The sequence below is a fragment of the Xanthobacter aminoxidans genome (assembly GCF_043193615.1).
GTDB classification, from domain to species: Bacteria; Pseudomonadota; Alphaproteobacteria; order Rhizobiales; family Xanthobacteraceae; genus Xanthobacter; species Xanthobacter aminoxidans.
The window spans coordinates 757,193-783,737 of sequence record NZ_JBAFUS010000001.1 but is presented as its reverse complement, the minus strand read 5'-3'; the positions used below and the strand labels follow the sequence as shown (position 1 = coordinate 783,737).

Here is a 26,545-nt window from a genome sequence, read left to right as displayed (position 1 = left end):
TCAGCCCCGCTCGTCGATCTGGCGCGAGAGGATGGCGGAGAACTCGTCCGCGAAACCCTCCAGCCGCTGGGCCTGACGCCCGGTCTGGGAAATGAACTTGTTGTAGAAAATCGTCGCGGGGATGGCGGCAATGAGGCCCATCGCGGTCGCGAACAGCGCCTCCGCAATGCCCGGCGCCACCACGGCGAGCGATGTGTTCTTGGATGCGGCGATGGACTGGAACGAGGTCATGATGCCCCAGACCGTGCCGAACAGGCCGACGAACGGGCCGGCCGAGCCCACGGTCGCCAGCACCAGCAGCCCCGTCTCCAGCCGCTCCACCTCGCGGGCGATGGTGACGTTCATCACCTTGTCGATCCGCTGGTTGAGGCCGGCGAGGGAGCGCGCGCCCCCCTCATAGGTGCGCTTCCACTCGCGCATGGCGGCAACGAAGATGGCGGCCATGCCGTGGTTGGAGCGGCCCGCGAGGGTGCGGTAGAGGTCTTCGAGGCTCTGGCCGGACCAGAACACCTGCTCGAAGCGGTCCATCTCGCGCTTGTTGCGGGAGAACAGCATCCATTTGTTGATGATGATGGCCCAGACCCAGATCGAGGACACGATCAGGCCGATCATCACCAGCTTGACGACGATGTGGGCCTGCAGGAACAGGCCGAGGAAGGAAAAGTCCGCGGCGGGCGGCGCCACGGTGCTGCCGATCGGATCCTGGGCGAGCGCGGGCAGGGTGCCAAGAAGGAGGAGGCCCGCCGCCGTGGCGATCGCCGGCGTCAGGCGGGAAACGGTGCCGGTGCGGCTCGTCACATCAATCATCCTCGGCTCCGCGGTGCGCTCCTTGAGGAGGGACCGCTTCTGCGCTCGGGAGGGGGCGTGCCCGCCCGGAGCATCCGGCTCCCGCCCCGGCTTGAGGCCGCGCGGGTTTCGAGCGCCGGACGTCGCATTCATAGTTTGGCGGCCCTTTGACCGGGCGAAACTGTCCAAACTTTGACGGGCGTGCCGGTCTGCGCTGCGGTGCGAAAGCGCCGCAGCCGGATGAAGCTGTGCATGAACACGCTTAATGCTGCGTTAGCGCAGCGCCGTGGCGGTAACGAAAGTCGCGCCTTCCCAAGCGTCAGCGACGGATTTCGCCGAGCGCCTCCGCCTCGCGGGCATCCGCGAGGGTCGCCTGCCGCAGGGAATCAGGGATGCGCTTGGCGCGGCCCTCGGAGACGAAGGCCACCCGCACGGTGGCGGAGACCAGCAACTCGTCGCCGCGTTTCACCTGCTGAAGCAGGGTGATGGAGGCACCGGCCACATCCTTGGACAGGGTGACGATCTGGAGCACGTCGTCGATGCGCGCGGGCTTCAGGAAGTCGATCTGCATGGCGCGGACGACGAAATGGAAGCCGGGCGCTTCCTCCGCGGCCTGCGCGAAGAGCTCGCCCTGCACTACGCCCAGAAGCCGCATGTAGTCGGAACGGCCGCGCTCCATGAAGCGCAGATAGTTGGCGTGATAGACGATGCCGGAGAAATCCGTGTCCTCGTAATAGACGCGCACGTCCAGCGCATGGCCGCCGGGAATGAGGCGGCCGGCGAGGTGGAGGTTCTTGTCGGACGGGGAGGGAGTCGGACGCTCGATCATGGCGCCTTCCCATAAACGAGACCGCGCCCCTTGTGAACAAAGGGCGCGGTTCGGCCGGTACGGAACCTGGGGGGCGTTGGCGACCGTACCGACGTTCTTGACCGACAGTCCTGCCGGTCAGCCGTTGCCGGAGGCGTCCGGCTGCGGCTCGTCGGCGCGGCGGCGGCGCTCGGCCATGAACTGGTCGAACTCGGCCTTGTCCTTGGCCTGACGCAGGCGATCAAGGAAATCGCGGAACTCCTTCTGCTCCTCCTCGAGGCGGCGCAGGGTGTCCTGGCGATATTCGTCGAAGGCGCGATTGCCGCTGGAGGGAGCCGAACGAGTCCAGCATCCGAAGCCCTTCATCGTCTCTCCTCCCTGTTCCTGCCAGCGGGCGAAGCTGCGCTTGCCGCATCCGAACCGTCCGCTGCCGATGGCGAAGGCGAGGATGGCGAGGCCCAGCGGCCACCAGGCCATGAAGCCCAGTACCGTGAGCGCGATCCACGCCGGTTTACCGTAGCTGTCGAGCTTGTAAGCGAGCTCCATGGCTGTCGTTCCCGGTTAATGTAAATAACATTTACATAGATAGGTCGCAGGACGCTTCTTGTCAATGGGCGCCTGCCGACGCCTCACTCGGAGGGGGCGCCGAGGCCCTTCAGATAGACGAGGAATCCGGCCTCAAGAAGGTCGTCCGGGTCCATGGGCAGCTTGCGCCGTCCGCCATCGGCGCGGCCGAACAGCGAGGCAACGCCGTGGGCGAGGGACCAGGTGTGCAGCGCCACCATCAGAGCGGGCGGGCGGCCGGGGCCGGGAATGTGAGAGACCAGAACTTCGGCGGCCTCGCGCAGTGCGCCGAAAGCCTTGTCTCCCGCCTGCTTCAAACCTTCGTGACGATCGGGAGAAAGGCCGGATTCAAACATGGCCACATATTCTGCCGGCCGGCTGCGGGCGAAGGCGAGATAGGCGCGGCCGACCCGCTCGAACGCTTCCGACGCCTTGGGGCGCCCGCCTTGCCAAGCGGCCTGCAAGGTCTCGGTCAGTCGGTCGAACCCTGCGGTGGCAACGGCTGCGAGGAGTTCGTCCCGGTCGCGGAAATGGCGGTAGGGGGCGGCAGGGCTCACCCCGGCGCGGCGGGCCGCCTCGGCGAAGGTGAAGCCGGCGACACCTTTCTCAGCCACGAGGTCGAGCGCGGCCTGCATCAGGGCTTCCCGCAGGTTGCCGTGATGGTAGGAGCGCGTTTCGCCGTTCCGGGTCCAGCTCATGTCAATGTGCTTTACATTCCGCGCGGGCTGCCGTCGACTCGTCCGTCAGTCGCCCCTCTCAATCGCCTTCGTCGAACAGCGGCATCTGCTTGACGGAGGGCGGCTCCGCAAGCCCCAGGTGGCGGAAGGCGGCGCCGGTCAGCATCCGCCCGCGCGGGGTGCGCTGGATGAAGCCCTGCTGCACGAGGAAGGGCTCGACGATCTCCTCGATGGCATCGCGCGGCTCGGACAGGGCAGCAGCCAGCGTGTCCACGCCCACCGGTCCGCCGCCGTAGAATTCGGCGATCACCGTGAGATAGCGCCGGTCCATGGCGTCGAGGCCGGCGGCGTCCACCTCCAGGGCGAGGAGGGCGCGGTCGGCGATCTTGCGATCGATCCGCTCGGCCTCGGCCACCAGCGCGAAATCGCGCACGCGCCGCAGAAGCCGGCCGGCGATGCGCGGGGTGCCGCGCGCCCGGCGGGCGATCTCGGTGGCGCCGTCCGGGGCGATGGCGATGCCCATCACCCGCGCCCCGCGCACCACGATCTTCTCCAGTTCCTCCACCGTGTAGAACTGGAGGCGCACGGGAATGCCGAAGCGGTCGCGCAGCGGCGTGGTGAGGAGGCCGGAGCGGGTGGTGGCGCCCACCAGCGTGAATTTCGGCAGCGAGATCTTCACCGAGCGTGCGGCCGGGCCCTCGCCGATGACGAGGTCCAGCTCGTAATCCTCCATGGCCGGATAGAGGATTTCCTCTACCGCCGGGGAGAGACGGTGGATCTCGTCGATGAAGAGCACGTCGCGCTCTTCGAGATTGGTGAGGATGGCGGCAAGGTCGCCCGCCTTGGCGATGACAGGCCCGGAGGTGGAGCGGAAGCCCACGCCCATCTCGCGCGACATGATCTGCGCCAGCGTGGTCTTGCCGAGGCCGGGCGGCCCCACGAACAGAACGTGGTCCAGCGCCTCGCCGCGCGCCCGCGCCGCCTTGATGAAGATTTCCAGATTGGCGCGCGCCTGCGCCTGACCGACGAACTCCGACAGGAGCTGCGGGCGCAGGGTGGAATCGGCGGCATCATCGCCGCGCTTTTCGCCCGAGAGGAGGCGGGTGTTCATGACGAGAGCCTTGCGCGCCTCGGGACCAGCGACTCGCGCGACTGTAGTGCCTGCCGGCCGGGTACGGAAGGGGAACGGACCTCCCGGGCGTGATCTGGATTAATGCGGGCGCGGGCCGCATGTGGAAACCTGCCACCTCCACCTCAGGAGGTCGCCATGGGCCGTGCCATGAAGGAGCTTCCGCTCGCGGAGGTCTACAAGCTGATCGAGCCGGGGCCGGTGGTCCTGCTCACGACGGCGGCGCGGGGGCGGGCCAACGTCATGGCCATGTCCTGGCACATGATGGTGGAATTCACCCCGCCGCTCATCGCCTGCATCGTCTCGTCCGCCGATTTCAGCTTCAGGGCGCTGCGCGCCACGAAGGAATGCGTCATCGCCATTCCCGCCGTGGCGCTGGCGGAGAAGGTGGTGGCCGTGGGCAACTGCTCCGGCGAAGAGGTGGACAAGTTCTCCACGGTCGGGCTCACGCCCGTTCCCGCAGCGCTGGTTCAGGCGCCGCTGGTGGCGGAGTGCTTCGCCAACCTCGAATGCCGCGTGGTGGAGACGCGCCTCGTCAACCGCTTCAACCTGTTCGTGCTGGAGGTGGTGAAGGCGTGGCGCGACCCGGCGCAGAAGGCGCCGCGCACCATTCATCACCGAGGCTACGGCACCTTCTCGGTCGATGGCGAGGAACTGAAGATCGCCTCGCGGATGCCGTGAGCGTCCTACTTGGCCAGCTCCTTCAGCCCGAGGCGGATCAGCGTCTCGGTCTTGGCGTCCTCACCGGCCGAGCGCAAGGCGGCGGCAATAGCGGCGTTGGCCTGGGGTGCGCCATAGCCGAGATTGACGAGGGCGGACATCGCATCCGCTGCCGCGCCACCGGCGACCGGGGCCGCCGCCGGGGCGCCGCCGATGTCGGCGAGGGAAACCGAGCCTGCGCCGAAGCCCGGCATCTTGTCCTTCAGCTCGGTCACGATGCGGGTGGCCACCCGTGGGCCGACGCCCGGGGCGCGCGCCACCGTGGTCTTGTCGCCCAGCGCGATGGCCTGGGTCAGCTCCGAGGCGGTGAGGGTGGAGAGCACCGCCAGCGCCGTCTTGGTGCCGATGCCCTGCACGCCCTGCAGCAGGCGGAACCAGTCCCGCTCCGCCGCCGAGGCGAAGCCGAACAGGCGGATCGCGTCCTCCCGCACATGGGTCTCGATGAACAGCGCCGTCGCCTCGCCCGCCCGGGGCAGGGCGGAGAGGGTGCGGCCGGAGCAATGGACGAGATAGCCCACGCCATGCACGTCGATGATGGCGTGGTCCTCGTTGAGTTCGTCCACCACGCCCTTGAGCTTCCCGATCATGTGCGACCCTTCAGCCCGTGGCTGCGGTGAAAAAGACGAAGGTGGCGAGGGCGCCGAGGCCGGTGCGGACCATGTGCAGTTGCCCCCAGTTGGCGATAAGCCGGCGCGTGTGCGGCCCGGCTTCCTCTTCCCGCGCGCCCATGAGCGCCCGGTTGGTGGGCATGATGCCGACCAGCGTGAACGGCCAGTTGGCGAGCATCAGCACCGCGCCGGCGAGCCAGCGCCAATCATTGTCCGTGGCGAAGGCGGCGGCGCCCAGCAGGGCGCCGGCCAGAGCCAGCGTCGCCTGCATGGCGAAGCCGCGCCGATAGGCCGGCTTCCACTGGGCGAGCGCCGCGCCGTCCGGCAGCATGAGCCGCGCCGGCTGCTCCACCGCATTGATATAGAAGGCGGCGCCGGTGAAGACGGCCGCCGTGACGAGCGCAAGCTGTCCATAGATCATGGCGAATATCCCCCGGGGTCGCGGGGGAGTTTACAGCGCCGCGCGCGCACGCGCAGCCGCGCCACGATGATGCGCATGGGTAATGGCGATGGCGAGGGCATCGGAGGCGTCGTCGGTCTCGGGCGTCGCCTTCGGCAGGAGAATGCCGATCATCATGCGCACCTGCGCTTTTTCCGCCCGCCCGGCGCCCACGACGCTCTTTTTCACCAGCAGGGGCGCATATTCGGCAACGGGCAGCCCCATCTGCGCCGGGGCGAGCATGACGACGCCGCGGGCCTGGCCGAGCTTCAGGGTCGATGACGGGTTCATGTTCACGAACGTCTCCTCCACCGCCGCCTCGGCCGGGGCGAAGCGCAGGAGAACGTCCACCAGGCCGCGATGCAGGAAGGCCAGCCGCTCGGCCATCTCGCCCGCCTCGGGGGGGAGGATCGTGCCGCAGGCGACGAAAGAGAGCCGCGAGCCGAGCACGTCGATGACGCCCCAGCCCGTGCGGCGAAGGCCCGGGTCGAGGCCGAGGATGCGAATCGCGTTCAGGTCCATGGGGCCAAGGTGCGCCAGCGGGCGGACCGGGGAAAGGGGATGCCGCAGACCGGCATCCCATCCCTCAGTGCGCGGTGCCGGCAGAGCTTGCGACCCGCGTCGCGGCCTTGGCCGGGGTGGCGCTGGCCACGACGTCGGGCGCCTGTTCCTGCCATTCCGGCTTGATGGTCACCGTATTGGCGGCGGCGACCGGCGTCGCGGGAACGAAGGCGGCGGAGGCCTGCTGGGCCTTGGCCAGCACGGCGGGATCGGCGTCGCGGCTCAGGATGTCGCGCTTGCGGGCGCTGTCCTCGTCGCCCTGCCGGGCGGCGAGATCGAGCCACTTCCAGGCTTCCGCCGCGTCGGCGCTCACGCCGAGCCCGCGGGCATAGATGACGCCGAGATTGTACTGGCTGTCGCGATGGCCGAGATCGGCGGCGGTGCGGAACCACTTGAGCGCGCCGGCCCAGTCGGGCTTGCCGTTGAGGTCGGGGAGGGTGCCCTCGGACAGGAGCATGGCGAGGGCGTGCATGGCGCGCACGTTCCCCTGCTCGGCGGCCCAGGTGTAGAACCGCCGCGCCTCGCCCATGTCCTTGCCGGCCGACTCATAGAGTGCGCCGAGCCTGAGCGCGGCCGGGGCGGACCCGCGCTGCACCGCATAGCCGAGCCATTTGGTGGCGGCATCGAGATTGACGTCCGTGCCGCGGCCTTCCGCATAGCGGCCGGCCACGAGGAACGCAGCGGCGGGATCGCCGTCGCGGGCGGCGGTCTGCAAGGCGGACGGGCCGATGGCCGGCGGGAGTTCTGTCGGAGCCACCCCGGCGATGGCAGGTGCGGCGAGCCGGCGCAGGGCTTCGGTCAGCCCGGTGACGATCTCCGGTCCGTTGCGCACGGCCATGCCCACGCTGAGGCCGGTGAAAACAGTGGTCGCCCCCGCGATCAGGGCCACCATGGCAATGTGACGGCGCCGCGCGAACAGGCCGGCGAACACGCCCGGCGCGTGTGGGCGGCGTTCGCGGGCCTTCTCCGCCTTGCGGGCGCGCTTTTCGAGGCGCGGACGCTCCTCCTCCGCTTCCTTTGCGTGCGCGGGGGGCGTGCCCCAATCGACGCGGCGGTTCGGGCGGGGCCACGGCACGTCGGTCGCGGCTGCGCGAAGGGCGCTTTCGAGGGCGTCGGCCTCGGTGGCGTCACCCGAGGCGCGGCGCTGCGGCTGGGGGGCGGCATCCTCGGCGCGGATCTCGGGAGCGGGCTGGAATTCCGGCTCCTGGTAGGAGGCGTGGGGTTGGGGCGCCTCCTCGTAGGACGGCTCCTGATAGTACCCCGCGTCCTGGTACGCGGCCTCCTGATAGGTGGCCTCCTCATAGGCCGCTTCATGGGCTGCGTCTTGGGCCGCTTCTTGGGCCGGCGCCCGTCCCGCGGTGGACCGGGGGGCGTAGGTGCCGTCTCCCTCCTGGGCGAGGGCAACGGAAATGCTGTCCAGCTGCTGCTCCAGCTCGGCGGCCATGAGCTCGCCGGCCCGGCGCTCCATCTCGTCCTGGCGGGCTTCGAGAGCGGCAAGGCCGCGCTTCAAGCCGAGCACGGCGGCCCCGTCCGGATTGTCGGACACCTTGGCCGCCACGGCCGCGGCGGCCTCGTTGGCGACCGAGCGAGTATCCTCGCGGACGTTGCGGACTTCCTCGCTCAGGCGCCGCAGGCCGGTCTCGATCTCGTCGAGGCGGCCGAGCCGGTCGTGAGTCTGGCGCAACTGGTCCGACAGGCCGGACAGGTGCCGCTCCATCGCATCGACGACGGAGCTGCCCGACCGGCCACTTTCCTCCGCCGCGGCAAGGCGCGCCGCGATGGCTCCGAGCCGCTGCGAGATTTCAAGGCCGAGCGCGGGCGAGACGCTCGCCGCCTGATCGGCGATCTGCCCGGACATGCGATCGAGCCGGGCATGAACACCGTTGACCGATTCGAGGAGCGAGGCGCGCAGGCGCTCGGTTGCCTCCGAATCGCCGGCGCGGCCGCGGGCTTCCAGGTCCGCGAAGCGGCGCAGCAGGGCATCGGCATTCCGCTCGAAATCGCCGGCCGCGTCGGTCAGGCGCTGTGCTGCCTGCTCGCCGGCCAAGGCAACGCTCTCGGCGCAGGCGCCGAGCCGCTGGGCCAGCTTCGCCATGGCGTCCTGTCCCTGCGGACCGGTGACGAGGCGCTGCACGAGATCGCGCATTTCCCCCATCTGGCTCTGCAGGCGGGCGACCTCCACCGGGTCCACGGCACGGGCGCCCAGAAGATCGATCTTGCGGCCGAGGGCATCGATGCCTGATTCGACCACCTTGAAGCGCTCGGAAAAGCGCTCGTTGCGCCCCACCTCGCCAAGGCTGCCACGAATGGAGGCGAGTTCGTCGAGGATGGCCTGGTCCGATCCCTCACGGGTCGCGCCAGCCTCGCGCAAATCGTCGACGCGGCGAGAGAGAAGCGTGATCGCGCGGTCCATCTCGGTGACGGCCCGCTTGGGGGCGGCCGTCGCCAGACGTTCGCGCAGAATGCCGATTTCCCCCCGGAGAGCTTCGATTGCCGAAGCGGGAAGATCGAAGACGTCCCATGCGGGGACGTCCGGCTGTTCGGCCTGCGCATAGGGATCGAAGCCGTGATGGCCCTCGAAGCCCTTGCGTGTCCGGGCCGTGCGCTCAAAACGCTCCATTCCGGCCTCCCGCGGGGCGAACGGATGACCTTGAGGTGTCAAAGTACCATGCCCCGATTCGGTGATGTCCTCAGCACAGAATTTCGGATCAAGGTAAATCGCCGGTTAATTACCACCGCTGCGGCGCGGCGGTGGAAATCGCGGGGAAAGGCAGCCACGCGAGGTCGTCCAGCTTGTCGTGGACAGGAGCGCCTGTCGCTGGAGCAGGCTGCGCAGGGCTCCACCTCGGTCAGGTAGCACGCCCTAACGTCCCCCATACGTCTGCCGCACCCTCCGCAGCGGCAACCTCGCGAAGCGTGACCTTTGCCATTACCGCATTTGGTGTGGTCTCATAAGTATATGATCTAATTGAGTTGTAACTGTTACTTTCCCCTACGGTATCCCTCAGAACCTCCCCAGTCCGTCATCACGACGGTAGGCATAGTGGCGCAGCGGCACCTCCGGTCCGGTCTGGTTCATTCCAGCCTGCCCGAGACAGCCGGTTCCGCTCCTGGGGAAGCGCACGCTGCGTGCGTGGGGGGCGCTGCAACCACGACAGGTCGCCACAGGCCATCCGTCCGTGCCACGGACAGGATCGCGATAAGGGGAATTGAGGCATGGACGCCAACACGTTCGAGAAGACTTTCGACCACGGACTGGGATCCGTCATTCCTTCGCAGGCTCATGTGGCTGCTGAGGCCTACCGCGAGGGCGTGGTCTTCACCATCGGCGACCTCTCCCGTGAGTTCGGGATCACCCTGCGCGCCCTGCGCTTCTATGAGGACAAGGGCCTCATCTCGCCCCGCCGCGACGGCATGACCCGGCTCTATTCCGAATCCGATCGCAAGCGTCTGGCGGTCATCCTGAAGGGCAAGCACCTCGGCTTTACCCTGGCGGAGATCCGGGCGCTGGTGGCGGCCCATGAGGGTGGTGAGAGCGAGCTGTCCCTGTCGCGCGATCGCTGCCTGTCGCAGATCGCCCAGCTCGAGCGTCAGCGCGGCGAGATCGACACCGCCATTGCCGAGCTGAAGTCCATGGCCACGGCGTTCGCCGCCTGAGGCCTGAGGAGAGGCGGCTGTGCCGCCTCTCAGGGTACCTGAATGCGAGCGGCCCGGCCTTGCCGGGCGCTCATTTTCCTAAAAACTGGCGCCGGATCAGGCGCTGAGCTTCGCCAGCAGGGCGTCGGACAGCTCGAAATTGGCGGTGACGGTCTGCACGTCGTCATTGTCCTCGAGGGTCTCGACGAGGCGCATCAGCTTCTCGCCGGTCTCATCGTCCACCGCCACGGTATTCTGCGGCCGCCAGACGAGGGCCGCCTTGTTCGGTTCCCCGAACTTCTGCTCAAGCGCCCGCTGCACTTCCGCCAGGCTCTCGGCGGCGCAGATCACTTCGTGACCGTCCTCGCTGGAGGTCACGTCGTCCGCCCCGGCCTCGATGGCCGCTTCCATCATGGTGTCGGCATCCGCCTTGCCGGGGGCATACTCGATGCGCCCCACCCGGTCGAACATGAAGGACACCGCGCCGGTCTCGGCGAGGTTGCCGCCCGACTTGGTGAAATAGGAGCGCACTTCCGAGGCGGTGCGGTTGCGGTTGTCGGTGAGCGCCTCGACGATCACGGCGACGCCACCCGGGCCGTAGCCCTCATAACGGATCTCGTCGTAATTCTCGGTGTCTGCCCCGGCCGCCTTCTTGATGGCGCGGTCGATATTGTCCTTGGGCATGTTCTCGGCGCGGGCCGCGAGGATGGCGGCGCGCAGGCGCGCGTTCATGTTGGGATCCGGCAGGCCCATCTTGGCCGAGACCGTGATTTCGCGCGCCAGCTTGGAGAACAGCTTGGAACGCATCGCGTCCTGCCGCCCCTTGCGGTGCATGATGTTCTTGAATTGTGAATGCCCGGCCATGGCCACCGTCCCGTTGTGCGGACCCGCCCCGCGCGCCGCGCAAGCGGCGCCGCCCGGACCGATCCTGTTGACTGGAGCCGGCCTTATAGGCGGGCCGACGGGAAAAGGGCAAGGAAGCGGGTGCAGCATGGCGCTGCCGGGCTTTTCCTGCCGCTAGGGCAGGGGGCGTCAGTCCCAGAAGGTCGGCCGGGACGGCTCAAGCCCGGCGCCGAGGCGCACGGCTGCGACCTTCACCGCAAGGCCGGTCCGGTCGTCCGTCTCAACGGCGACGCCCGAAAGCGCCGCAGGGCCGGACGCCGGCTCGAACCGGCCGGAGGCGAGCTTGCGGGTGAAGCGCCGCAGGGGCTCCTCCTTGTCCATGCCGATCACGCCGTCATAGGCGCCGCACATGCCGGCATCGGTCATGTAGGCGGTGCCGCCGGAGAGAATGCGGTAGTCGGCGGTGGGGACATGGGTGTGGGTGCCCACCACGAGGGAGGCGCGGCCGTCACAGAAATGGCCAATGGCCTGCTTCTCGCTGGTGGTCTCGGCGTGAACGTCCACCACGATGGCATCCACCATCTCGCCCAGCGTGGCGCCGTCCAGCGCGCGGTCGAGGCCGGCGAAGGGATCGTCGAGCGGGTCCATGAAGATGCGGCCCATGACATTCAGCACTAGCACCCGCGCGCCGTTGCGCGCTTCGACCAGAGCCGCGCCGCGGCCGGGCGTGCCGGGCGGATAGTTCAGCGGCCGCACCAAAGCGGGGGCGCGCTCGATGAAGACGAGGGCTTCGCGCTGGTCAAAGGAGTGGTTGCCGAGCGTGATGGCGTCGGCGCCGGCGGCGCGCAGCTCATCATAGATCGCCTCGGTGATGCCGAAGCCGCCGGCGGCATTCTCGCCGTTCACCACAACGAGGTCGAGGGACCATTGGGCGACGAGGCCCGGCAGGTGCGACACGACGCATTCGCGGCCCGAGCGGCCGACGACGTCGCCAAGAAACAGAATGCGCATGAACTTTTCCGGCAAGCACGATCGAGGGGCAGCGGGCGGGCGTCAGGGCCGCGCCGTCACGCTGAAAGATTCCCTTTCCGTTATCATCATGTCCACCGGCTCGTCATGGGGTTCGGCGGGAACCTGTTCGACCTCCTGGCACGCAAATGCATAGCCCAGAGCCCGGACAGGGCGCTGCGCACGCAGAAGCGCAAGGGTACGATCATAGAAGCCGGCGCCGTAGCCGATGCGGAAGCCGCGCCGGTCAAAGGCGGCGAGGGGCACCATCAGCGCGTCCGGAACCACCTCCTCGGCATGGGCGGGCGGCTCGGGGATGCGGAAGGCTCCTGCGGGGATCAGCGCGTCTTCGGCGCGCCACAGTCGGAACAGCAGCGGTCGGTCGCGGCCGAGGATGACAGGCAAGGCGAGCCGGGAGCGCCGGGCGCGCAGCTCAGCCGCAAGCGGGGCGGTGTCGATCTCATCGCGGAAGGTGCAGAAGAGAGAGACGGTCAGGCCGGAGATGTCGCCCAGAGCGGCGGAGGCCTGCCGAGCCGCGGCTTCGGATGCAGCGGCGCGGGCCTGAGGCCCCATGGCCGCGCGCCGTCCGAGGGCCAGGAGGCGCAGGCGCTTCTTCTCGGCGGCCATACTTTCGCCGGCCGCATCTTCACAGGCCATGTCGTTTGAAGCGTGTGGATGAAGGGAAGACGTGCGGAGCCACAAAAGCCGTCGGAGGTCGATCCCGGGAAACCTACAACGTAGGTGGGCGCCATATGTCCAAGCCCGGAGGCAAGGTCAGGGACAGCTCCCTTAAGGATCGATAAGGCCCCGGGGAAATGTCTCCTAACGAGCCCCGCAGCCCCGCATTCCCAATGTAGGGACGAAAAGGACGCGGCGCCAGTCCCTTCGGCCCGAAGCTTCAGCCCATCCCCACCGTTCCGCGCTCCTTCGGGGCGAGTTCCGCCACGAGGCGCTCGATGCGCTCGGCCACGGCGTCGATGGTGCGGGCGACCTCCTCCTCGCTGGCCTCGATGCGGGCCATAGCGGAGGCGCGGGCGTCACGCTGGCTCTCGATATCGCTTTCCAGCGCCCGGATGCGGCCGCGCGCCGAGGCCAGCTCGTCCGCGATGGTGATGGCGGCCATGACGACGAGGCGCTGGTCGCCGATCTCGCCGAACGCGCCGCGCAATTGCGTGATGCGGTCGTCGATGTCCCGGGCGAGGCGGATGAGGTGCTCTTCCTGCCCCTCGTCGCAGGCCATCCTGTATTGCCGGCCTGCGATGGTGACGGAGACGTGCGGCATCGCCTCAGCCGCCGTGGGTCGCGAGCACGTCGCGAATGGTGCTCATGGCCACGTCGAGGCGGCGGATGATCTCGCGCCCCGCCTCTTCCACTTCGCCGGCCTCCGCCTGGGCCACGTCCAGCTCGGCGGCGAGCCGGGCGCGGTCATTGCCGAGGGCGTGGAGCTGGGCCAGCAAAGCCTCCTGATGGCGATCGGCGTCGCGCCGGCGATCGATGGCGTCGGTCAGCGCGTCGAGCGCGGCGTGGAGGCGCCGGGTCGCCGCCTCGATGGGGGCGTCCTGCAGCGGCGGGCGTTGCTTCAGCGCATACATGACGAGACTTTAGCCGAGTCGGACGGGCGGCGGAACGCCGCTCTTTCCAGTCTGTCAACATGAATGCGGCGCCGTGACGAGGCAACCCGCAACCGAGGCGCGAGCCGGCCCGCGCGGCGCACGCGCGCTCATCCCTTATGTTGCGTCGCCGCGACGATGCAGCGCGGGTGGCTCCATGCCCGTCGCCTTGACGCGAGGAGATCAGGCAGGTTTGACAGCGCAGTGAGCCTTGGTACAAGGCGGCTCAAAGGCCGGCCCCGGGTCCGGGTGGTCGTGCCAGCATTGCCGACGGACCCGGGCCGCCGGGCCCGTGAAACCCTACTGCCTCTAGCCGGCCGGCTGCCATGAGCGCCGGCACCGGAGATACGGGAACATGTCCAGCCGCACGAGCGACAGCGTCACGAGTCACGACCGTCTGGCCAATGCCATCCGGTTCCTCGCGATCGATGCCGTCGAGGCCGCCAACAGCGGCCATCCGGGCCTGCCCATGGGCGCGGCGGACATCGCCACCGTGCTGTTCACGAAGGTGCTGAAGTACGATCCCTCGCGTCCGTTCTGGCCGGATCGCGACCGCTTCGTGCTCTCCGCCGGCCACGGCTCCATGCTGCTCTATTCGGTGCTGCACCTCGCCGGCTACGAGAAGGTGACGATCGACGAGATCAAGCGCTTCCGGCAGCTCGGCTCGCTGACGCCCGGCCACCCCGAGAATTTCGTCACCGAAGGCATCGAGACCACCACCGGCCCGCTGGGGCAGGGCATCGCCACCGCCGTGGGCATGGCCATGGCCGAGCGCCTGCTCGCCGCCCGCTTCGGTTCGGATGTGGTGGACCACTACACCTACGTCCTCGCCTCCGACGGCGACCTGATGGAGGGCATCAGCCAGGAGGCGGCGGACCTCGCCGGCCACCTGAAGCTGTCCAAGCTCATCGTCATGTGGGACGACAACAAGATCTCCATCGACGGCCCCACCTCCATCTCCGGCTCCACCAACCAGCTCGCTCGCTTCGCCGCCTCCGGCTGGGCGACCGCAGCCGTGGACGGGCATGATCCCGAAGCCATCCTCGCCGCGCTCGAGGCTGCCAAGGCGTCCGACCGGCCGACCCTGATCTCTTGCCGCACCACCATCGGCTTCGGCTCTCCCAAGAAGGCCGGCTCCGAGAAGGTCCACGGCTCGCCGCTGGGCGCCGAGGAAATCGCCGCTACCCGTGCCGCCCTCGGCTGGGAAGCGCCGGCCTTCGTGGTGCCCGAGGATGCGCTCAACGGCTGGCGTGCCGCCGGTGCCGCAGGCCGTGCCGCCCGCGAGGCGTGGGAAGCCCGCTTCGCCGCCCGCCCGGCCGAGGAGCGTACCGAATTCGAGCGCCGGGTCGCTGGCACGCTGCCCGCGGCGCTGGAAGGCGCCATCGTCGCCGTCAAGGAAAAGGCAGTGAAGGACGGCGGCGCGGTCGCCACCCGCAAGTCGTCCGAGATGGTGCTGGACTTCATCACCCCGGCGGTGCCCGAGATGGTGGGCGGCTCGGCCGACCTCACCGGCTCCAACAACACCAAGGCCAAGGGCGCGAAGTCCGTGACGCCGGACGACTTCTCCGGCTCCTTCATCCATTACGGCGTGCGCGAGCACGGCATGGCTGCCGCCATGAACGGCATGGCGCTGCACAAGGGGCTCATCCCCTTCTCCGGCGGCTTCATGGTGTTCTCGGACTACTGCCGCCCGGCCATCCGCCTCGCGGCCCTCATGGGCGAGCGGGTGATCCACGTGCTCACCCACGATTCCATCGGCCTCGGCGAGGATGGCCCCACCCACCAGCCGGTGGAACACCTCGCGGCGCTGCGCGCCATTCCCAACCTCCTCGTGATGCGCCCCTGCGACACGGTGGAGACGGCGGAATGCTGGCAGATTGCGCTACAGTCCACCGACAGGCCCTCGGCGCTCATCCTGTCGCGCCAGAACCTGCCGCTCCTGCGCACCGACGCCACGGCCGTGAACCGGTCGGCGGAAGGCGCTTACGAAATCCTCGCTGCGTCCGGGCCGGCGCAGGCGAGCCTGTTCGCCACCGGCTCGGAAGTGTCCTTGGCGGTTGAAGCCGCCAAGCTGTTGGAGGCGCAGGGTGTTCCCACCCGCGTCGTCTCCATCCCCTCGTTCGAACTGTTCCTCGAAAGGCCCGCCGCAGAGCGGGCAAAGGTGATCGGGGACGCTCCGGCCAAGGTTGCGGTGGAAGCCGCGATCCGCATGGGGTGGGACGCTATCGTCGGTTCGAACGCCGCCTTCGTGGGAATGACATCGTTCGGCGCCAGCGCGCCCGCAAAGGAGCTTTACGCCCATTTCGGCATTACTGCCCAGCAGGTCGCGGCGCGCGCGCTCGATCAGCTCCGGCAGGCCTGAGGTTCGGCGCACGGCGGGCGCGAGAGGACCGCGCCGCGGGTGAACCGCGGGCGCGCAACGCAATTCAGGGAGGCCGGGCTTCAAGCCGGCTCAGGAGGACCCAATATGAGCGTCAAGGTGGCCATCAACGGTTTCGGTCGCATCGGTCGCAATGTGCTGCGCGCCATCATCGAATCGGGCCGCACCGACATCGAGGTGGTGGCGATCAACGACCTCGGCCCGGTGGAGACGAACGCCCACCTCTTCCGCTTCGACAGCGTGCACGGCCGCTTCCCCGGCGAGGTCAAGGTCGCCGGAGATACCATCGACGTGGGCCGCGGCCCCATCAAGGTCACCGCAGTGCGTAACCCCGCCGAGCTGCCCCACAAGGAGCTAGGCGTGGACATCGCGCTGGAATGCACCGGCATCTTCACCTCGCGTGACAAGGCTGCGGCGCACCTCGCCGCCGGTGCCAAGCGCGTGCTGGTCTCGGCCCCGGCCGATGGCGCGGACCTCACCGTGGTCTATGGCGTGAATCACGAGAAGCTCACGAACGAGCACCTCGTCGTCTCCAACGCCTCCTGCACCACCAACTGCCTCGCCCCGGTGGCCAAGGTCCTCAACGATGCCGTCGGCATCGAGAAGGGCTTCATGACCACTATCCACGCCTACACCGGCGACCAGCCGACGCTGGATACCATGCACAAGGACCTCTACCGCGCCCGCGCGGCGGCCATGTCCATGATCCCCACCTCGACCGGCGCCGCCAAGGCGGTGGGCCTCGTGCTCCCTGAGCTCGCCGGCAAGCTGGATGGCACCTCCATCCGCGTGCCGACCCCGAACGTCTCGGTGATCGACCTGAAGTTCGTCGCCAAGCGCGCGACCAGCAAGGAAGAGATCAACGAGGCGATCATCGCGGCTGCCTCGCAGCAGCTGAAGGGCATCCTCGGCTTCACCGACCAGCCCAACGTCTCCATTGACTTCAACCACAATCCCAACTCCTCCACCTTCCACCTCGACCAGACCAAGGTCATGGAAGGCACGCTGGTGCGGGTGCTGTCGTGGTACGACAACGAGTGGGGCTTCTCGAACCGCATGAGCGACACGGCCGTCGCCATGGGCAAGCTGGGCTGACCGGGAAAAGGGGGCGCCATCATGATCGCCTTCCGCACCCTCGATGACGCCGTGGACCTCGCCGACAAGCGGGTCCTCGTGCGTGTCGACCTCAACGTTCCCATGGAGAGCGGGCGCGTCACCGACGCCACCCGTCTCAAGGCCATCCTGCCCACCATTCGGGACATCACCGGCAAGGGCGGCAAGGCCGTCCTGCTGGCGCACTTCGGGCGGCCCAAGGGCCGCGACGAAAGCCAGTCGCTCGCCCCCGTCGCCAAGGCCCTTGAGGGCGAACTCGGTCGCAAGGTCGCGTTCGCCTCCGATTGCATCGGCGACGAGGCGAAGAGCGCCGTCTCCCGCCTCGCCTCCGGCGAGGTGATCGTGCTGGAGAACACCCGCTTCCATGCGGGCGAGGAGAAGAACGCGCCGGACTTCATCGAAGCCCTCGCGAGCCTCGGCGACATCTATGTCAACGATGCCTTCTCCACCGCCCACCGCGCGCACGCCTCCACCGAGGGGCTGGCCCGCAAGCTGCCGGCCTATGCCGGCCGCTCCATGGAGAGCGAGATCGAGGCGCTGACCAAGGCCCTCGAGGCGCCCCAGCGCCCCGTGCTCGCCGTGGTCGGCGGCTCCAAGGTGTCCAGCAAACTCGAACTGCTCGGCAACCTCGTGAAGAAGGTGGACATCCTCGTCATCGGCGGTGGCATGGCCAACACCTTCCTCGCCGCCCTCGGCAAGAAGGTGGGCAAGTCGCTCTGCGAGCACGACCTGGCCAACACCGCGCGGGACATCCTGAAGAAGGCCGAGGCGGCTGGATGCGAGATCGTCCTGCCGGTGGACGCGGTGGTCGCCACCGAGTTCAAGGCCAATGCCGCGCACCGCGTCACCAGCGTCGATGACGTGAAGGACGACGAGATGATGCTCGACGCCGGTCCGGAGACGGTCGGTATCGTCAAGCAGAAGCTCGACGGGGCGAAGACGGTGGTCTGGAACGGGCCGTTCGGCGCGTTCGAGATGACGCCGTTCGATGCGGCGACGGTGGCCGTGGCCCGCTATGTCGGCGACCTCACCCACAACGGGCGGTTGCTGTCGGTCGCGGGCGGCGGCGACACGGTGGCCGCGCTGAACCACGCGGGGACGGCGGAGCGCTTCTCCTACGTCTCGACGGCCGGCGGTGCCTTCCTTGAGTGGCTTGAGGGCAAGGCGCTTCCGGGCGTGGAGGCCCTGCGGCGCTGATATTGCGCTGCGGGATAAAATGACGAAGATTGCGCCCGCCCGGCCCTCCGCGGCGGGCGCTTTTCGGGTAGGGCATCGGTCGGGAACCCGGTGCCGGCTCCGGGACTTGCAGGCGCGCAGACAGATGCGCCGCGGTTCGGGCGCGCAAACGACAATCAATCTGCCGGAGTGCCACGCTCCGGCGTCCATGCCCGCCGAGGGGCGGCAACAAGGCAGGTGAAGAACATGACGGCGGAGCTCGACGCGATCGCGCAGAAAATGGTGGCCGACGGCAAGGGCATCCTCGCGGCAGACGAGAGCGGCGGTACCATCAAGAAGCGGTTCGATGCCATCGGGGTCGAATCCACCGAGGAGAACCGTCGCGACTACCGCGAGCTGATGTTCCGCTCGCAGGGCATGGACTACATCTCCGGCGTCATCCTCTATGACGAGACCATCCGGCAGAAGGCGAAGGACGGCACGCCGCTCGTCTCCGTCATCGAGAAGGCCGGCGCCATCCCCGGCATCAAGGTCGACGCCGGCGCCAAGCCGCAGCCCTTCTGCCCCGGCGAGACCATCACCGAGGGTCTCGACGGCCTCGCCGGTCGCCTCAAGGAGTATTACGACCTCGGCGCCCGCTTCGCGAAGTGGCGCGCGGTGATCGATATCGACACCACCAAGCACATTCCGTCCTACACCTCGCTCCGCGCCAACGCCCACGCGCTCGCCCGCTATGCGGCGCTGTGCCAGGAAGCGAAGATCGTCCCGATCGTCGAGCCGGAAGTGCTCATGGACGGCGCCCACGACATCGACACCTGCTACCGCGTCACCGAATGGGCGCTGAAGACGGTGTTCGAGGAGCTGTACTACCAGCGCGTCCGCCTGGAAGGCATGGTGCTCAAGCCCAACATGATCGTGCCCGGCAAGAAGAGCCCGGTGCAGGCCTCTGTGGCCGAGGTGGCGGAGAAGACCGTGCGCGTGCTGAAGGCCTGCGTCCCCACAGCAGTGCCCGGCATCGCCTTCCTCTCCGGCGGCCAGTCCGACGAGGACGCCACCGCCCACCTCGACGCCATGGTGAAGCTGGGCGGCCTGCCCTGGAAGCTCACCTATTCCTACGGCCGCGCCCTGCAGGCCGCGCCGCAGAAGGCGTGGTCCGGCAAGCCGGAGAACGTGGCCAAGGCGCAGGCCGCCTTCGCCCACCGCGCGCACATGAACTCCCTCGCGGCCCTCGGCAAGTGGTCGGCCGAGGAGGAGCGCAAGGCCGCCTGAGCATCGGGCGCATCACGTTCAGGAAGGGCCGGCTTGCGCCGGCCCTTTTCTTATGGTCTGGCGAAAGCCGACGACATTCCGCGTCCGTGCCCCCAATTCGCCGATTTCTTGGCAGACCGATCAGACCCATGGCCAATCCTCCGCCCGCCACCGGCGCCCGCCTCATGCTCGTCTTCACCGTCACGCCTGCGCTCGACCCGCGCATGGTGGAGGCCGCGGTGCGCGCGGGCGACGTGGCCTGCGTGGTGCTGCGCACCCCTGCCGGCGAGAAGCTCGATGCGGCGCGGCTCGCCGAGATCGCGGGGGCGGCGCAGCGGCATGATGCGGCCGTACTCCTCGAAGGCTCCGAGGGGCTCGTCGCCAGCGCCGGTCTCGACGGCGTGCACGTTGCGGCCGGACCGGCGCTCGATTCGGCGCTGAGGCTGCTGAAGCCTGCGGCCATTGTGGGTGCCGCTGGGCTTGCGACACGCCATGAAGCCATGATCGCAGGGGAGAGCGGGGCCGATTACGTCGCCTTCGGCGCGCTTGCGCCGGAGCCGGGCGAGTTCTTCCGTGTGCGCGATCTTGTGGAATGGTGGGCCGAACTGTTCGAGGTACCCTGCGTCGGCGTCGCCTCTTCCCTCGACGAGGTGACGGCGCTGGCCGAAGCCGGAGCTGATTTCATCGCCCTGTCGGAGGCGCTGCTGGCGTCGGCCGGCGAAGCACCGAAGGTGGTGGCGGCTGCGCAGGCGCGCCTTGTATCGGGTGACGACGCGCAATGATGTCGGCCGTCCGCGCGCCATTCAGCAGGCTAAGGTTCGCTGTTTCAGGCAGCGCCGTGCTGCTCGCCCTCGCGGTGGCTCTGGCGCCGTCCCTGGCGTATGCGCAGGCCCAGCAGCCCGGCGGGGCCGCGTCCTCCACTCAACCCGCTGCCAAACCTGCGACCAAGCCGGCCAAGCCCGATGGGAAGGCCGGCAACAAGCCGTCCGCAAAGCCGGATCCAAAGACCGTCCAGCGTCCGCGCGAACCCGCGCCCATGCCACTCCTGGGCCTGCAGATCTCCTATCCCAGCCTCGATACGCCGGGCGGCTCGGGGGATCTCGCCTATGGCGCGTACCAGCGCGGCTATTACGTTTCCGCCTTCAACGAGGCCCTGAAGCGCGCCCGCGCCGGAACCGATCCGGCGGCCATGACCCTGCTTGGCGAGCTTTATTCCGAAGGCCTCGGTGTTCCCCTTGACCCCAAAAAGGCGATCGAGTGGTATCGCAAGGCGGCGGATGCCGGCTCGACCGGAGCGCTGTTCGCGCTCGGCAACATGACCCTCGCCGGCCGCGGCGTTCCCATGGACGAGGTCGCGGCGGCACAGCTGTTCCGTCAGGCGGCGGAGAAGGGGAATGCCGGCGCCGCGTACAATCTCGGCCTGCTCTATCTCCAGGGTAGAAAGGTCCCCAAGGAGCCTTCGGAGGCCGCGCGCTGGTTCGAGATCGCCGCGGCCAAGGATGTGGAAGATGCCCAGTATGCCCTCGGCGTGCTGCTGAAGGAGGGCAATGGCGTCGACAAGGATGTCGCCGCGGCCGCCCGCATGATGGGCGCCGCGGCGCGCCTCGGTCACGTCACGGCGCAGGTGGAATTCGCCATCATGCAGTTCAACGGCACAGGCGTGCCCAAGGACGAGGCCGCCGCTGCCGCCATGTTCCGCAAGGCGGCGCTGGCCGGCAATGCCATCGCCCAGAACCGCTATGCGCGGCTGCTCGCGGTTGGACGCGGCGTGCCGGAGGACAAGACGAAGGCGGCTGCCTGGCACCTCCTCGCCAAGAGCCGGGGCCTCGGCGACCCGATGCTGGACGATGTGGTGGCCAAGCTGCCCGAGGCAGACCGCAAGAAGGCGCAGGCGCAGGCCGCCCGCTGGGAATCCGGCCGCTCCTGAAGGCGAAGCGATGAGGGGCGGTGCCGAGCAAGGGCTCGGTTGTGGCTCTTTTGCAACGCCCGCCACCGCCGTTGCGCTGCCTTCACCCCTGCACCTCCGCGCCATGATGACGCCACGTCCCGGCATCAGTGAAGGACGCGTCGGACGAGGGGCGTCGTCGCCTCTCCCGGCCTTTCGGGCAAACACCTCATTCACCTGCCGTGCTGGTTTCTGCACGCGGGAGAGGGAGGCGCGTACCCGCCCGAAAGGCGATGATAACGGCCCGGAAACCATGGCGAGCGGGAGTGGTCCGCATCCTCCGGTTTTCGGCTCTCGGAGCGGCCTAGAGGCCGCGTACGGAACGTTCGCTTAACCGGACGGCTTTAGACCCGAAGCCTCCGGTGCAGCGTTGAGAAGGGAGTTACCGGATGCGTTTCCTCAGCCTTGCTCGCGGCTTCCGGTTCGCGGCTCTGTTTGGCTTCGCGCTGGCGCTTGCCGCGTGCGCCAACAATCCCAACCAGAATGCCGGCGTCGGCGGCGCGGGTGGCCCTCCCGGTTCCCCTCAGGAGTTCGTGGTCGCCGTCGGCGATCGCGTGTTCTTCGAGAGCGACCAGACCGATCTCACCCCGCAGGCCCGCGCGACCCTGGACCGTCAGGCCCAGTGGCTCCAGCAGTACAACCGCTACACCTTCACCATCGAAGGTCATGCGGACGAGCGCGGAACCCGCGAATACAACATCGCGCTGGGGGCCAAGCGCGCCCAGAGCGTGCGTGACTACCTCGCCTCCCGCGGGATCGACCCGGCCCGGATGCGCACCATCTCCTATGGCAAGGAGCGCCCGGTGGCGGTGTGCAACGACATCTCGTGCTGGTCTCAGAACCGCCGCGCGGTGACGGTGCTGAACGGCGGCGGCGCCTGATCCTGCTTCCGAATGTCTCGCGAAGGCCGGCGCCCGCGGGTGCCGGCCTTCGTGCGCCCAGCGTCCGCAGAACCTCGATCGGTCCACGGCAAGTCGTTGACGGGTCACACTTTGGACGCGATCGGCGGGGTAAAGTCGCATGGCTCGAACCGGCACGGTTCCGGACGTGCTTCTCGCCACCAGCCCCAAGCAAAAGTCACATGAAGATGCGCCTGCGCCCGGTCGGTGTTCTTGTTCGCACCTATGCCGTCCTGTTCGGCCTTGCCTTTGCTGCGGCCCTCGGCACGGCAGCGCCCGCGGCTGCTCAGAACGACGGGAACCTGTTCGGCAATCTGTTCAAGCCGCCCCAGCCCGCGCAGGAAGCTCCGCGCGAGGATCCGGAGCTGATGGAGCGGATGGAGCGGCTGGAATCGACCCTGCGTCAGCTCACCGGACAGGTCGAGCAACTGCAGTATCGCAACCAGCAGCTTGAGGCGCAGGTGCGCCGGCTGGAGGAGGCCGGCGGCGGCCGTCCGTCCGTCGCACCGTCCGCGGCGCCTGCTGCCGCGCCGGTCCAGGCGCCGGCGGTGCTTCCCTCCGGCCGTCCGGCGGCAGCGCCCGCCGCCCCGGTACGCCGCTCCGACGCCTTCGATCCCAACATGGACCCGGCCGCGCCGGGTGCGCCCCAGCCGCTCGGCTCTCCCGCGAGCGCCACGCCCGCGCCCCGCGCGGTGGACGTGGCGCCCATCCGCCCGGCCGCCGGCCAGCAGGTGGCCGCGCTGCCGTCCGCCGGGGCCACGGTGCGCGAGCTTTACGATGCCGGCCAATCCCAGCTTCAGCGACAGGACTATGCCGGCGCCGAGCAGACCTTCCGCCAGATCATCCAGTCTTCTCCCAACGACCGCCTGATCGCCGACGCGACCTTCATGCTCGGAGAGAGTCTGTTCCTGCGGCAGAACTATTCCGATGCTGCAGCCTCGTTCCTCGAGGTGTCTACCAAGTACCAGAATTCCGCCCGCGCGCCTGAGGCGCTGCTGCGGCTCGGCCAGTCGCTCGCCGGCCTCGGCGAAAAGGAGACGGCCTGCGCCACCTTCCAGGAGGTGGACCGGAAATATCCTCGCACCGCCTCCTCCGTCCGGCAGGCCGTCGAGCGCGAGCAGAAGCGCGTCGGTTGCTGAGACTGATGGCGGCGGATTCCGCAAGCCTGTCTCCCGACTTCCGCTCGGCGGTCGCCGACAGCGAACTCGATGTCCTCTTTTCCAGCTTTGCCGGCCGTCCCGCCGTTCTCCTCGCTGTTTCCGGCGGGCCTGATTCCACCGCGCTGCTGCATCTCGCCGCCCGCTGGCGGGCGCAGTCCCCGGGTGGACCGCGGCTGTTTGCGGCGACGGTCGATCATGGATTGAGGCCGGCGGCAGCCGAGGAGGCGGCCGATGTGGCGCGTTTGGCCGCTCGATTGAACGTGCCTCATCGCACGCTTCGCTGGCAGGGCGAAAAGCCCGATCGCGGCCTGCAGGAGGCAGCGCGGGACGCCCGCTATGGGCTGCTCACGGCCGAGGCGGATCGGGTCGGCGCGCCGGCGCTTGCTTTGGCCCATACCTGCGACGACCAAGCCGAGACCGTGCTGTTCCGGATGGCGCGGGGCTCGGGCCTTGCCGGCCTCGCGGCAATGAGCGCCGAGACGGCACGGGGTGAGCTCATCCTTCTGCGCCCCTTCCTCGGTCTGCCGAAGGCGCGCCTGGTGGCGACGCTTGATGCCGCCAACATCGCCTATGCGAGCGACCCCTCCAATCTCGATGCCCGTTTCGCACGTCCACGCCTGAGGGCACTCGCTCCCGCTTTGGCGCAGGAGGGCCTCGACGCGCGCGGCCTCGCCCGCCTCGCCCGCCGGCTCGCCCGTGCCGACTCGGCCCTGGAGGCGATGACGGACAGGGTGGAGGCGGAACTTGTTACCGCCGACAAGTCGGGCGTCGCCATCGAGGCCGCTCGGTTTGCCAAACTGCCGGAGGAAATCGCCCTGCGTCTTCTCGGCCGCTGCGTGACGGCGCAGGGGAGGGAAGGCCCGGTCGAATTGGCCAAGCTCGAGGTTCTGCTGGCCGCGCTTTTGGCTGCGCTCGCTTTGCCGGCTGCTCCATTTCGCCGCACCCTGGCAGGTGCCAGTGTGGCCGTCCGGAAGGGGCGGGTGCTCGTATCCAGCGCACCACCCCGGCGCCCGACCGAGGGCATCGCGACGAATTCAAGTGCGGAAAAGGTGCCTCTCCTTGGCAAGACGGGGCCTCGCTCCTAAATTAGGCGCTGGACGGTGCGGGAGGTTCCACCGGCGGCGGTGCTGTGCGGAGGTATCCTTTCCGTATGGTGAGGCGTCGAAGCGGAACCGACCTTCTGTCCCCACGAGGGTTCAATGAACGCCAATCTACGTAATTTCGCCCTTTGGGTGATCATCGTCCTGCTGCTGCTGGCCTTGTTCTCGCTGTTCAACAGCCCGGGCCAGCGCACCAATGCGAACGAAATCTCCTTCTCGCAGCTCCTCACCGACGTGGACGCTGGCAAGGTGCGCGAGGTCGTGATCGAGGGGCCGAACATCACCGGCACCTATTCCGACCGTTCGGGCTCGTTCCAGACCTACGCGCCGAACGACCCCTCGCTCGTGCAGCGCCTGTACGGCAAGGGCGTGCAGATCACTGCGCGCGCGCCGTCGGACAACGTGCCGTGGTTCGTGAGCCTGCTGCTCTCCTGGCTGCCGTTCCTGGCGCTGATCGGCGTTTGGATCTTCCTGTCGCGCCAGATGCAGGGCGCCGGCGGCAAGGCCATGGGCTTCGGCAAGAGCCGCGCCAAGCTCCTCACCGAGGCGCACGGCCGCGTGACCTTCGACGACGTGGCCGGCATCGACGAGGCGAAGAGCGACCTCACCGAGATCGTGGAATTCCTGCGTGACCCGCAGAAGTTCCAGCGCCTCGGCGGCCGCATCCCGCGCGGCGTGCTGCTTGTCGGCCCCCCCGGCACCGGCAAGACGCTGCTCGCCCGCGCCATCGCGGGTGAGGCCAACGTGCCGTTCTTCACCATCTCGGGCTCGGACTTCGTGGAAATGTTCGTGGGCGTCGGCGCGAGCCGCGTGCGCGACATGTTCGAGCAGGCGAAGAAGAATGCGCCGTGCATCATCTTCATCGACGAGATCGACGCGGTGGGTCGCCACCGCGGTGCCGGCCTCGGCGGCGGCAATGACGAGCGCGAGCAGACCCTCAACCAGCTGCTGGTGGAGATGGACGGCTTCGAGGCGAACGAGGGCATCATCCTCATCGCCGCGACCAACCGTCCGGACGTGCTCGATCCTGCGCTGCTGCGTCCCGGCCGCTTCGACCGTCAGGTCATCGTCCCGAACCCGGACGTGGTCGGCCGCGAGCAGATTCTGAAGGTTCACGCCCGCAAGATCCCCGTCGCCCCCGACGTGAATCTCAAGACCATCGCCCGCGGCACGCCCGGCTTCTCCGGCGCGGACCTCGCGAACCTCTGCAACGAGGCGGCGCTGATGGCGGCCCGGCGCAACAAGCGCATGGTCACCATGGCCGAGTTCGAGGACGCCAAGGACAAGGTGATGATGGGCGCCGAGCGTCGCTCCCTCGTGATGACCGAGGAAGAGAAGATGCTCACCGCCTATCACGAGGGCGGCCATGCCATCGTCGCCCTCAATGTTCCGGCGACCGACCCGGTGCACAAGGCCACCATCATCCCGCGCGGCCGGGCACTCGGCATGGTCATGCAGCTTCCGGAGCGCGACAAGCTCTCCATGAGCTACGAGCAGATGACCTCGCGTCTCGCCATCATGATGGGCGGCCGCGTGGCTGAGGAACTCGTGTTCGGCCACGACAAGGTGACGTCCGGTGCCGCCTCCGACATCGAGCAGGCGACCCGCCTCGCCAAGATGATGGTGACGCGCTGGGGCTTCTCCGATCTGCTCGGCCAGGTGGCCTACGGCGAGAACAACGAGGACGTATTCCTCGGCATGTCCATGCAGCGCCACCAGAACGTGTCCGAGGCCACGGCCCAGACCATCGACAAGGAGGTCCGGCGGCTCGTGGACGAGGGCTATACCGAGGCGAAGCGCATCCTCACCGAGAAGTACGACGACCTCGAAGCTCTGGCCCGCGGCCTGCTCGAATACGAGACGCTCTCGGGCGACGAGATCGTGGACCTCCTCGACGGTAAGACGCCGAACCGGGAGAGCGTGCTCGAGCCGTCCAACCCGCGCGGCTCGGCCATCCCCACCACCAAGCGCCCCCGCCCCGGCGGTGCCGGCGGCTCCATCGAGCCTCAGCCCCAGGCCTGAGACGCATGATCGACCGGAAGACGCCCGCGCAAGCGGGCGTTTTTCGTTTGTGACGGGCATTCTCCGTCGCGGCTTGCGCCCTGGGCAGGGCTTGGAGGGCACGTTCTGCGCAG

26 protein-coding genes and 1 other RNA gene are annotated in these 26,545 nt (G+C 68.6%); 12 read left to right on the top strand and 15 right to left on the bottom strand.

All coding sequences use genetic code 11. The features are described 5' to 3' along the window. The 5 genes from tolQ to ruvB all read right to left on the bottom strand — a co-directional run bounded on the left by tolQ (position 1) and on the right by ruvB (position 3,946). Entirely contained in the window at positions 1 to 807 is an 807-nt protein-coding gene (tolQ, locus tag V5F74_RS03580) for a protein TolQ (RefSeq protein WP_394006302.1), read from the bottom strand. 298 nt (positions 808 to 1,105) lie between these two features. Continuing rightward, complete coding sequence (gene ybgC, locus V5F74_RS03575) at positions 1,106 to 1,615, bottom strand: tol-pal system-associated acyl-CoA thioesterase (protein ID WP_029557870.1); 510 nt, start codon at positions 1,613 to 1,615, stop codon at positions 1,106 to 1,108. Positions 1,616 to 1,732: 117 nt separating this feature from the next. Then, entirely contained in the window at positions 1,733 to 2,140 is a 408-nt protein-coding gene (locus V5F74_RS03570; RefSeq protein ID WP_024279746.1) for a DUF2852 domain-containing protein, read from the bottom strand. A gap of 83 nt (positions 2,141 to 2,223) precedes the next feature. After that, on the bottom strand, positions 2,224 to 2,856 hold the full coding sequence (locus V5F74_RS03565; RefSeq protein WP_024279745.1) for a TetR/AcrR family transcriptional regulator: 633 nt from the start codon (positions 2,854 to 2,856) through the stop codon (positions 2,224 to 2,226). Between the two features lie 58 nt (positions 2,857 to 2,914). Further along, positions 2,915 to 3,946, bottom strand: coding sequence for a Holliday junction branch migration DNA helicase RuvB (ruvB, locus tag V5F74_RS03560; RefSeq protein ID WP_029557872.1), 1,032 nt, complete (start codon positions 3,944 to 3,946; stop codon positions 2,915 to 2,917). A 168-nt stretch (positions 3,947 to 4,114) separates the two neighbouring features. On the opposite strand from ruvB, the gene V5F74_RS03555 reads away from it, so the two are divergent. Then, a complete protein-coding gene (locus V5F74_RS03555; protein ID WP_029557873.1) occupies positions 4,115 to 4,645 on the top strand; it encodes a flavin reductase family protein in 531 nt (176 codons plus the stop codon). Between the two features lie 5 nt (positions 4,646 to 4,650). On the opposite strand, the gene ruvA is transcribed toward V5F74_RS03555, so the two are convergent. From ruvA to V5F74_RS03535, 4 genes are all read right to left on the bottom strand, one after another. Then, positions 4,651 to 5,271, bottom strand: a complete 621-nt coding sequence (gene ruvA / locus V5F74_RS03550; RefSeq protein ID WP_024279742.1) for a Holliday junction branch migration protein RuvA — start codon at positions 5,269 to 5,271, stop codon at positions 4,651 to 4,653. Between the two features lie 10 nt (positions 5,272 to 5,281). Continuing rightward, positions 5,282 to 5,713: a DUF1772 domain-containing protein gene (locus V5F74_RS03545; protein ID WP_081762672.1), complete on the bottom strand. Its 432-nt coding sequence runs from the start codon at positions 5,711 to 5,713 to the stop codon at positions 5,282 to 5,284. Positions 5,714 to 5,743: 30 nt separating this feature from the next. Continuing rightward, entirely contained in the window at positions 5,744 to 6,253 is a 510-nt protein-coding gene (gene ruvC, locus V5F74_RS03540) for a crossover junction endodeoxyribonuclease RuvC (RefSeq protein WP_024279740.1), read from the bottom strand. A gap of 64 nt (positions 6,254 to 6,317) precedes the next feature. Continuing rightward, on the bottom strand, positions 6,318 to 8,912 hold the full coding sequence (locus V5F74_RS03535) for a hypothetical protein (protein WP_394006297.1): 2,595 nt from the start codon (positions 8,910 to 8,912) through the stop codon (positions 6,318 to 6,320). 596 nt (positions 8,913 to 9,508) lie between these two features. Here V5F74_RS03535 and V5F74_RS03530 point away from each other — a divergent pair. Beyond that, complete coding sequence (locus V5F74_RS03530) at positions 9,509 to 9,949, top strand: MerR family transcriptional regulator (RefSeq protein ID WP_394006295.1); 441 nt, start codon at positions 9,509 to 9,511, stop codon at positions 9,947 to 9,949. Positions 9,950 to 10,045: 96 nt separating this feature from the next. Here V5F74_RS03530 and V5F74_RS03525 read toward each other — a convergent pair whose 3' ends face one another. From V5F74_RS03525 to V5F74_RS03500, 6 genes are all read right to left on the bottom strand, one after another. Then, positions 10,046 to 10,792, bottom strand: coding sequence for a YebC/PmpR family DNA-binding transcriptional regulator (locus V5F74_RS03525; protein WP_024279737.1), 747 nt, complete (start codon positions 10,790 to 10,792; stop codon positions 10,046 to 10,048). A gap of 168 nt (positions 10,793 to 10,960) precedes the next feature. After that, a complete protein-coding gene (locus V5F74_RS03520) occupies positions 10,961 to 11,782 on the bottom strand; it encodes a TIGR00282 family metallophosphoesterase (RefSeq protein ID WP_029557877.1) in 822 nt (273 codons plus the stop codon). A 42-nt stretch (positions 11,783 to 11,824) separates the two neighbouring features. After that, positions 11,825 to 12,406 (bottom strand): 5-formyltetrahydrofolate cyclo-ligase, encoded by a 582-nt coding sequence (locus tag V5F74_RS03515; RefSeq protein WP_394006293.1) that lies wholly within the window; start codon positions 12,404 to 12,406, stop codon positions 11,825 to 11,827. A 62-nt stretch (positions 12,407 to 12,468) separates the two neighbouring features. Then, positions 12,469 to 12,623: non-coding RNA, 6S RNA (ssrS, locus tag V5F74_RS03510), on the bottom strand. Between the two features lie 54 nt (positions 12,624 to 12,677). Beyond that, complete coding sequence (locus V5F74_RS03505) at positions 12,678 to 13,061, bottom strand: cell division protein ZapA (protein WP_024279734.1); 384 nt, start codon at positions 13,059 to 13,061, stop codon at positions 12,678 to 12,680. Positions 13,062 to 13,065: 4 nt separating this feature from the next. Continuing rightward, on the bottom strand, positions 13,066 to 13,371 hold the full coding sequence (locus tag V5F74_RS03500) for a DUF4164 domain-containing protein (protein WP_051460620.1): 306 nt from the start codon (positions 13,369 to 13,371) through the stop codon (positions 13,066 to 13,068). Positions 13,372 to 13,744: 373 nt separating this feature from the next. Between V5F74_RS03500 and tkt the strand changes: the two genes are divergently transcribed. The 10 genes from tkt (at position 13,745) to ftsH (ending at position 26,432) form a co-directional block, all read left to right on the top strand. After that, positions 13,745 to 15,751, top strand: a complete 2,007-nt coding sequence (gene tkt / locus V5F74_RS03495) for a transketolase (protein ID WP_029557880.1) — start codon at positions 13,745 to 13,747, stop codon at positions 15,749 to 15,751. A gap of 105 nt (positions 15,752 to 15,856) precedes the next feature. Then, positions 15,857 to 16,864 (top strand): type I glyceraldehyde-3-phosphate dehydrogenase, encoded by a 1,008-nt coding sequence (gene gap, locus V5F74_RS03490; protein ID WP_024279732.1) that lies wholly within the window; start codon positions 15,857 to 15,859, stop codon positions 16,862 to 16,864. A 21-nt stretch (positions 16,865 to 16,885) separates the two neighbouring features. Continuing rightward, positions 16,886 to 18,079, top strand: a complete 1,194-nt coding sequence (locus tag V5F74_RS03485; RefSeq protein ID WP_029557881.1) for a phosphoglycerate kinase — start codon at positions 16,886 to 16,888, stop codon at positions 18,077 to 18,079. Positions 18,080 to 18,304: 225 nt separating this feature from the next. After that, positions 18,305 to 19,327: a class I fructose-bisphosphate aldolase gene (locus tag V5F74_RS03480; RefSeq protein WP_029557882.1), complete on the top strand. Its 1,023-nt coding sequence runs from the start codon at positions 18,305 to 18,307 to the stop codon at positions 19,325 to 19,327. 128 nt (positions 19,328 to 19,455) lie between these two features. Continuing rightward, positions 19,456 to 20,088 (top strand): thiamine phosphate synthase, encoded by a 633-nt coding sequence (locus tag V5F74_RS03475; protein WP_029557883.1) that lies wholly within the window; start codon positions 19,456 to 19,458, stop codon positions 20,086 to 20,088. A 254-nt stretch (positions 20,089 to 20,342) separates the two neighbouring features. After that, entirely contained in the window at positions 20,343 to 21,233 is an 891-nt protein-coding gene (locus V5F74_RS03470) for a tetratricopeptide repeat protein (RefSeq protein WP_197023008.1), read from the top strand. 407 nt (positions 21,234 to 21,640) lie between these two features. After that, a complete protein-coding gene (pal, locus tag V5F74_RS03465) occupies positions 21,641 to 22,132 on the top strand; it encodes a peptidoglycan-associated lipoprotein Pal (protein WP_024279727.1) in 492 nt (163 codons plus the stop codon). A 200-nt stretch (positions 22,133 to 22,332) separates the two neighbouring features. Further along, positions 22,333 to 23,289 carry a tol-pal system protein YbgF gene (ybgF, locus tag V5F74_RS03460; RefSeq protein WP_394006287.1) on the top strand — a complete coding sequence of 319 codons (957 nt, stop codon included), beginning with the start codon at positions 22,333 to 22,335 and terminating at the stop codon, positions 23,287 to 23,289. Further along, positions 23,283 to 24,395 carry a tRNA lysidine(34) synthetase TilS gene (gene tilS, locus V5F74_RS03455; RefSeq protein ID WP_394006286.1) on the top strand — a complete coding sequence of 371 codons (1,113 nt, stop codon included), beginning with the start codon at positions 23,283 to 23,285 and terminating at the stop codon, positions 24,393 to 24,395. The genes ybgF and tilS overlap by 7 nt, the downstream gene beginning before the upstream one ends. A 114-nt stretch (positions 24,396 to 24,509) precedes the next feature. After that, entirely contained in the window at positions 24,510 to 26,432 is a 1,923-nt protein-coding gene (gene ftsH, locus V5F74_RS03450; RefSeq protein WP_029557887.1) for an ATP-dependent zinc metalloprotease FtsH, read from the top strand. Positions 26,433 to 26,545 lie beyond the last annotated feature (113 nt).

Excerpts from the sequence above, each read along its gene's own strand:
- tolQ (WP_394006302.1), bottom strand. The coding sequence starts at position 807 with ATGATTGATGTGACGAGCCGCACCGGCACCGTTTCCCGCCTGACGCCG.
- ybgC (WP_029557870.1), bottom strand. The coding sequence starts at position 1,615 with ATGATCGAGCGTCCGACTCCCTCCCCGTCCGACAAGAACCTCCACCTC.
- V5F74_RS03570 (WP_024279746.1), bottom strand. The coding sequence starts at position 2,140 with ATGGAGCTCGCTTACAAGCTCGACAGCTACGGTAAACCGGCGTGGATC.
- V5F74_RS03565 (WP_024279745.1), bottom strand. The coding sequence starts at position 2,856 with ATGAGCTGGACCCGGAACGGCGAAACGCGCTCCTACCATCACGGCAAC.
- ruvB (WP_029557872.1), bottom strand. The coding sequence starts at position 3,946 with ATGAACACCCGCCTCCTCTCGGGCGAAAAGCGCGGCGATGATGCCGCC.
- V5F74_RS03555 (WP_029557873.1), top strand. The coding sequence starts at position 4,115 with ATGAAGGAGCTTCCGCTCGCGGAGGTCTACAAGCTGATCGAGCCGGGG.
- ruvA (WP_024279742.1), bottom strand. The coding sequence starts at position 5,271 with ATGATCGGGAAGCTCAAGGGCGTGGTGGACGAACTCAACGAGGACCAC.
- V5F74_RS03545 (WP_081762672.1), bottom strand. The coding sequence starts at position 5,713 with ATGATCTATGGACAGCTTGCGCTCGTCACGGCGGCCGTCTTCACCGGC.
- ruvC (WP_024279740.1), bottom strand. The coding sequence starts at position 6,253 with ATGGACCTGAACGCGATTCGCATCCTCGGCCTCGACCCGGGCCTTCGC.
- V5F74_RS03535 (WP_394006297.1), bottom strand. The coding sequence starts at position 8,912 with ATGGAGCGTTTTGAGCGCACGGCCCGGACACGCAAGGGCTTCGAGGGC.
- V5F74_RS03530 (WP_394006295.1), top strand. The coding sequence starts at position 9,509 with ATGGACGCCAACACGTTCGAGAAGACTTTCGACCACGGACTGGGATCC.
- V5F74_RS03525 (WP_024279737.1), bottom strand. The coding sequence starts at position 10,792 with ATGGCCGGGCATTCACAATTCAAGAACATCATGCACCGCAAGGGGCGG.
- V5F74_RS03520 (WP_029557877.1), bottom strand. The coding sequence starts at position 11,782 with ATGCGCATTCTGTTTCTTGGCGACGTCGTCGGCCGCTCGGGCCGCGAA.
- V5F74_RS03515 (WP_394006293.1), bottom strand. The coding sequence starts at position 12,406 with ATGGCCGCCGAGAAGAAGCGCCTGCGCCTCCTGGCCCTCGGACGGCGC.
- V5F74_RS03505 (WP_024279734.1), bottom strand. The coding sequence starts at position 13,061 with ATGCCGCACGTCTCCGTCACCATCGCAGGCCGGCAATACAGGATGGCC.
- V5F74_RS03500 (WP_051460620.1), bottom strand. The coding sequence starts at position 13,371 with ATGTATGCGCTGAAGCAACGCCCGCCGCTGCAGGACGCCCCCATCGAG.
- tkt (WP_029557880.1), top strand. The coding sequence starts at position 13,745 with ATGTCCAGCCGCACGAGCGACAGCGTCACGAGTCACGACCGTCTGGCC.
- gap (WP_024279732.1), top strand. The coding sequence starts at position 15,857 with ATGAGCGTCAAGGTGGCCATCAACGGTTTCGGTCGCATCGGTCGCAAT.
- V5F74_RS03485 (WP_029557881.1), top strand. The coding sequence starts at position 16,886 with ATGATCGCCTTCCGCACCCTCGATGACGCCGTGGACCTCGCCGACAAG.
- V5F74_RS03480 (WP_029557882.1), top strand. The coding sequence starts at position 18,305 with ATGACGGCGGAGCTCGACGCGATCGCGCAGAAAATGGTGGCCGACGGC.
- V5F74_RS03475 (WP_029557883.1), top strand. The coding sequence starts at position 19,456 with ATGGCCAATCCTCCGCCCGCCACCGGCGCCCGCCTCATGCTCGTCTTC.
- V5F74_RS03470 (WP_197023008.1), top strand. The coding sequence starts at position 20,343 with ATGCCACTCCTGGGCCTGCAGATCTCCTATCCCAGCCTCGATACGCCG.
- pal (WP_024279727.1), top strand. The coding sequence starts at position 21,641 with ATGCGTTTCCTCAGCCTTGCTCGCGGCTTCCGGTTCGCGGCTCTGTTT.
- ybgF (WP_394006287.1), top strand. The coding sequence starts at position 22,333 with ATGAAGATGCGCCTGCGCCCGGTCGGTGTTCTTGTTCGCACCTATGCC.
- ftsH (WP_029557887.1), top strand. The coding sequence starts at position 24,510 with ATGAACGCCAATCTACGTAATTTCGCCCTTTGGGTGATCATCGTCCTG.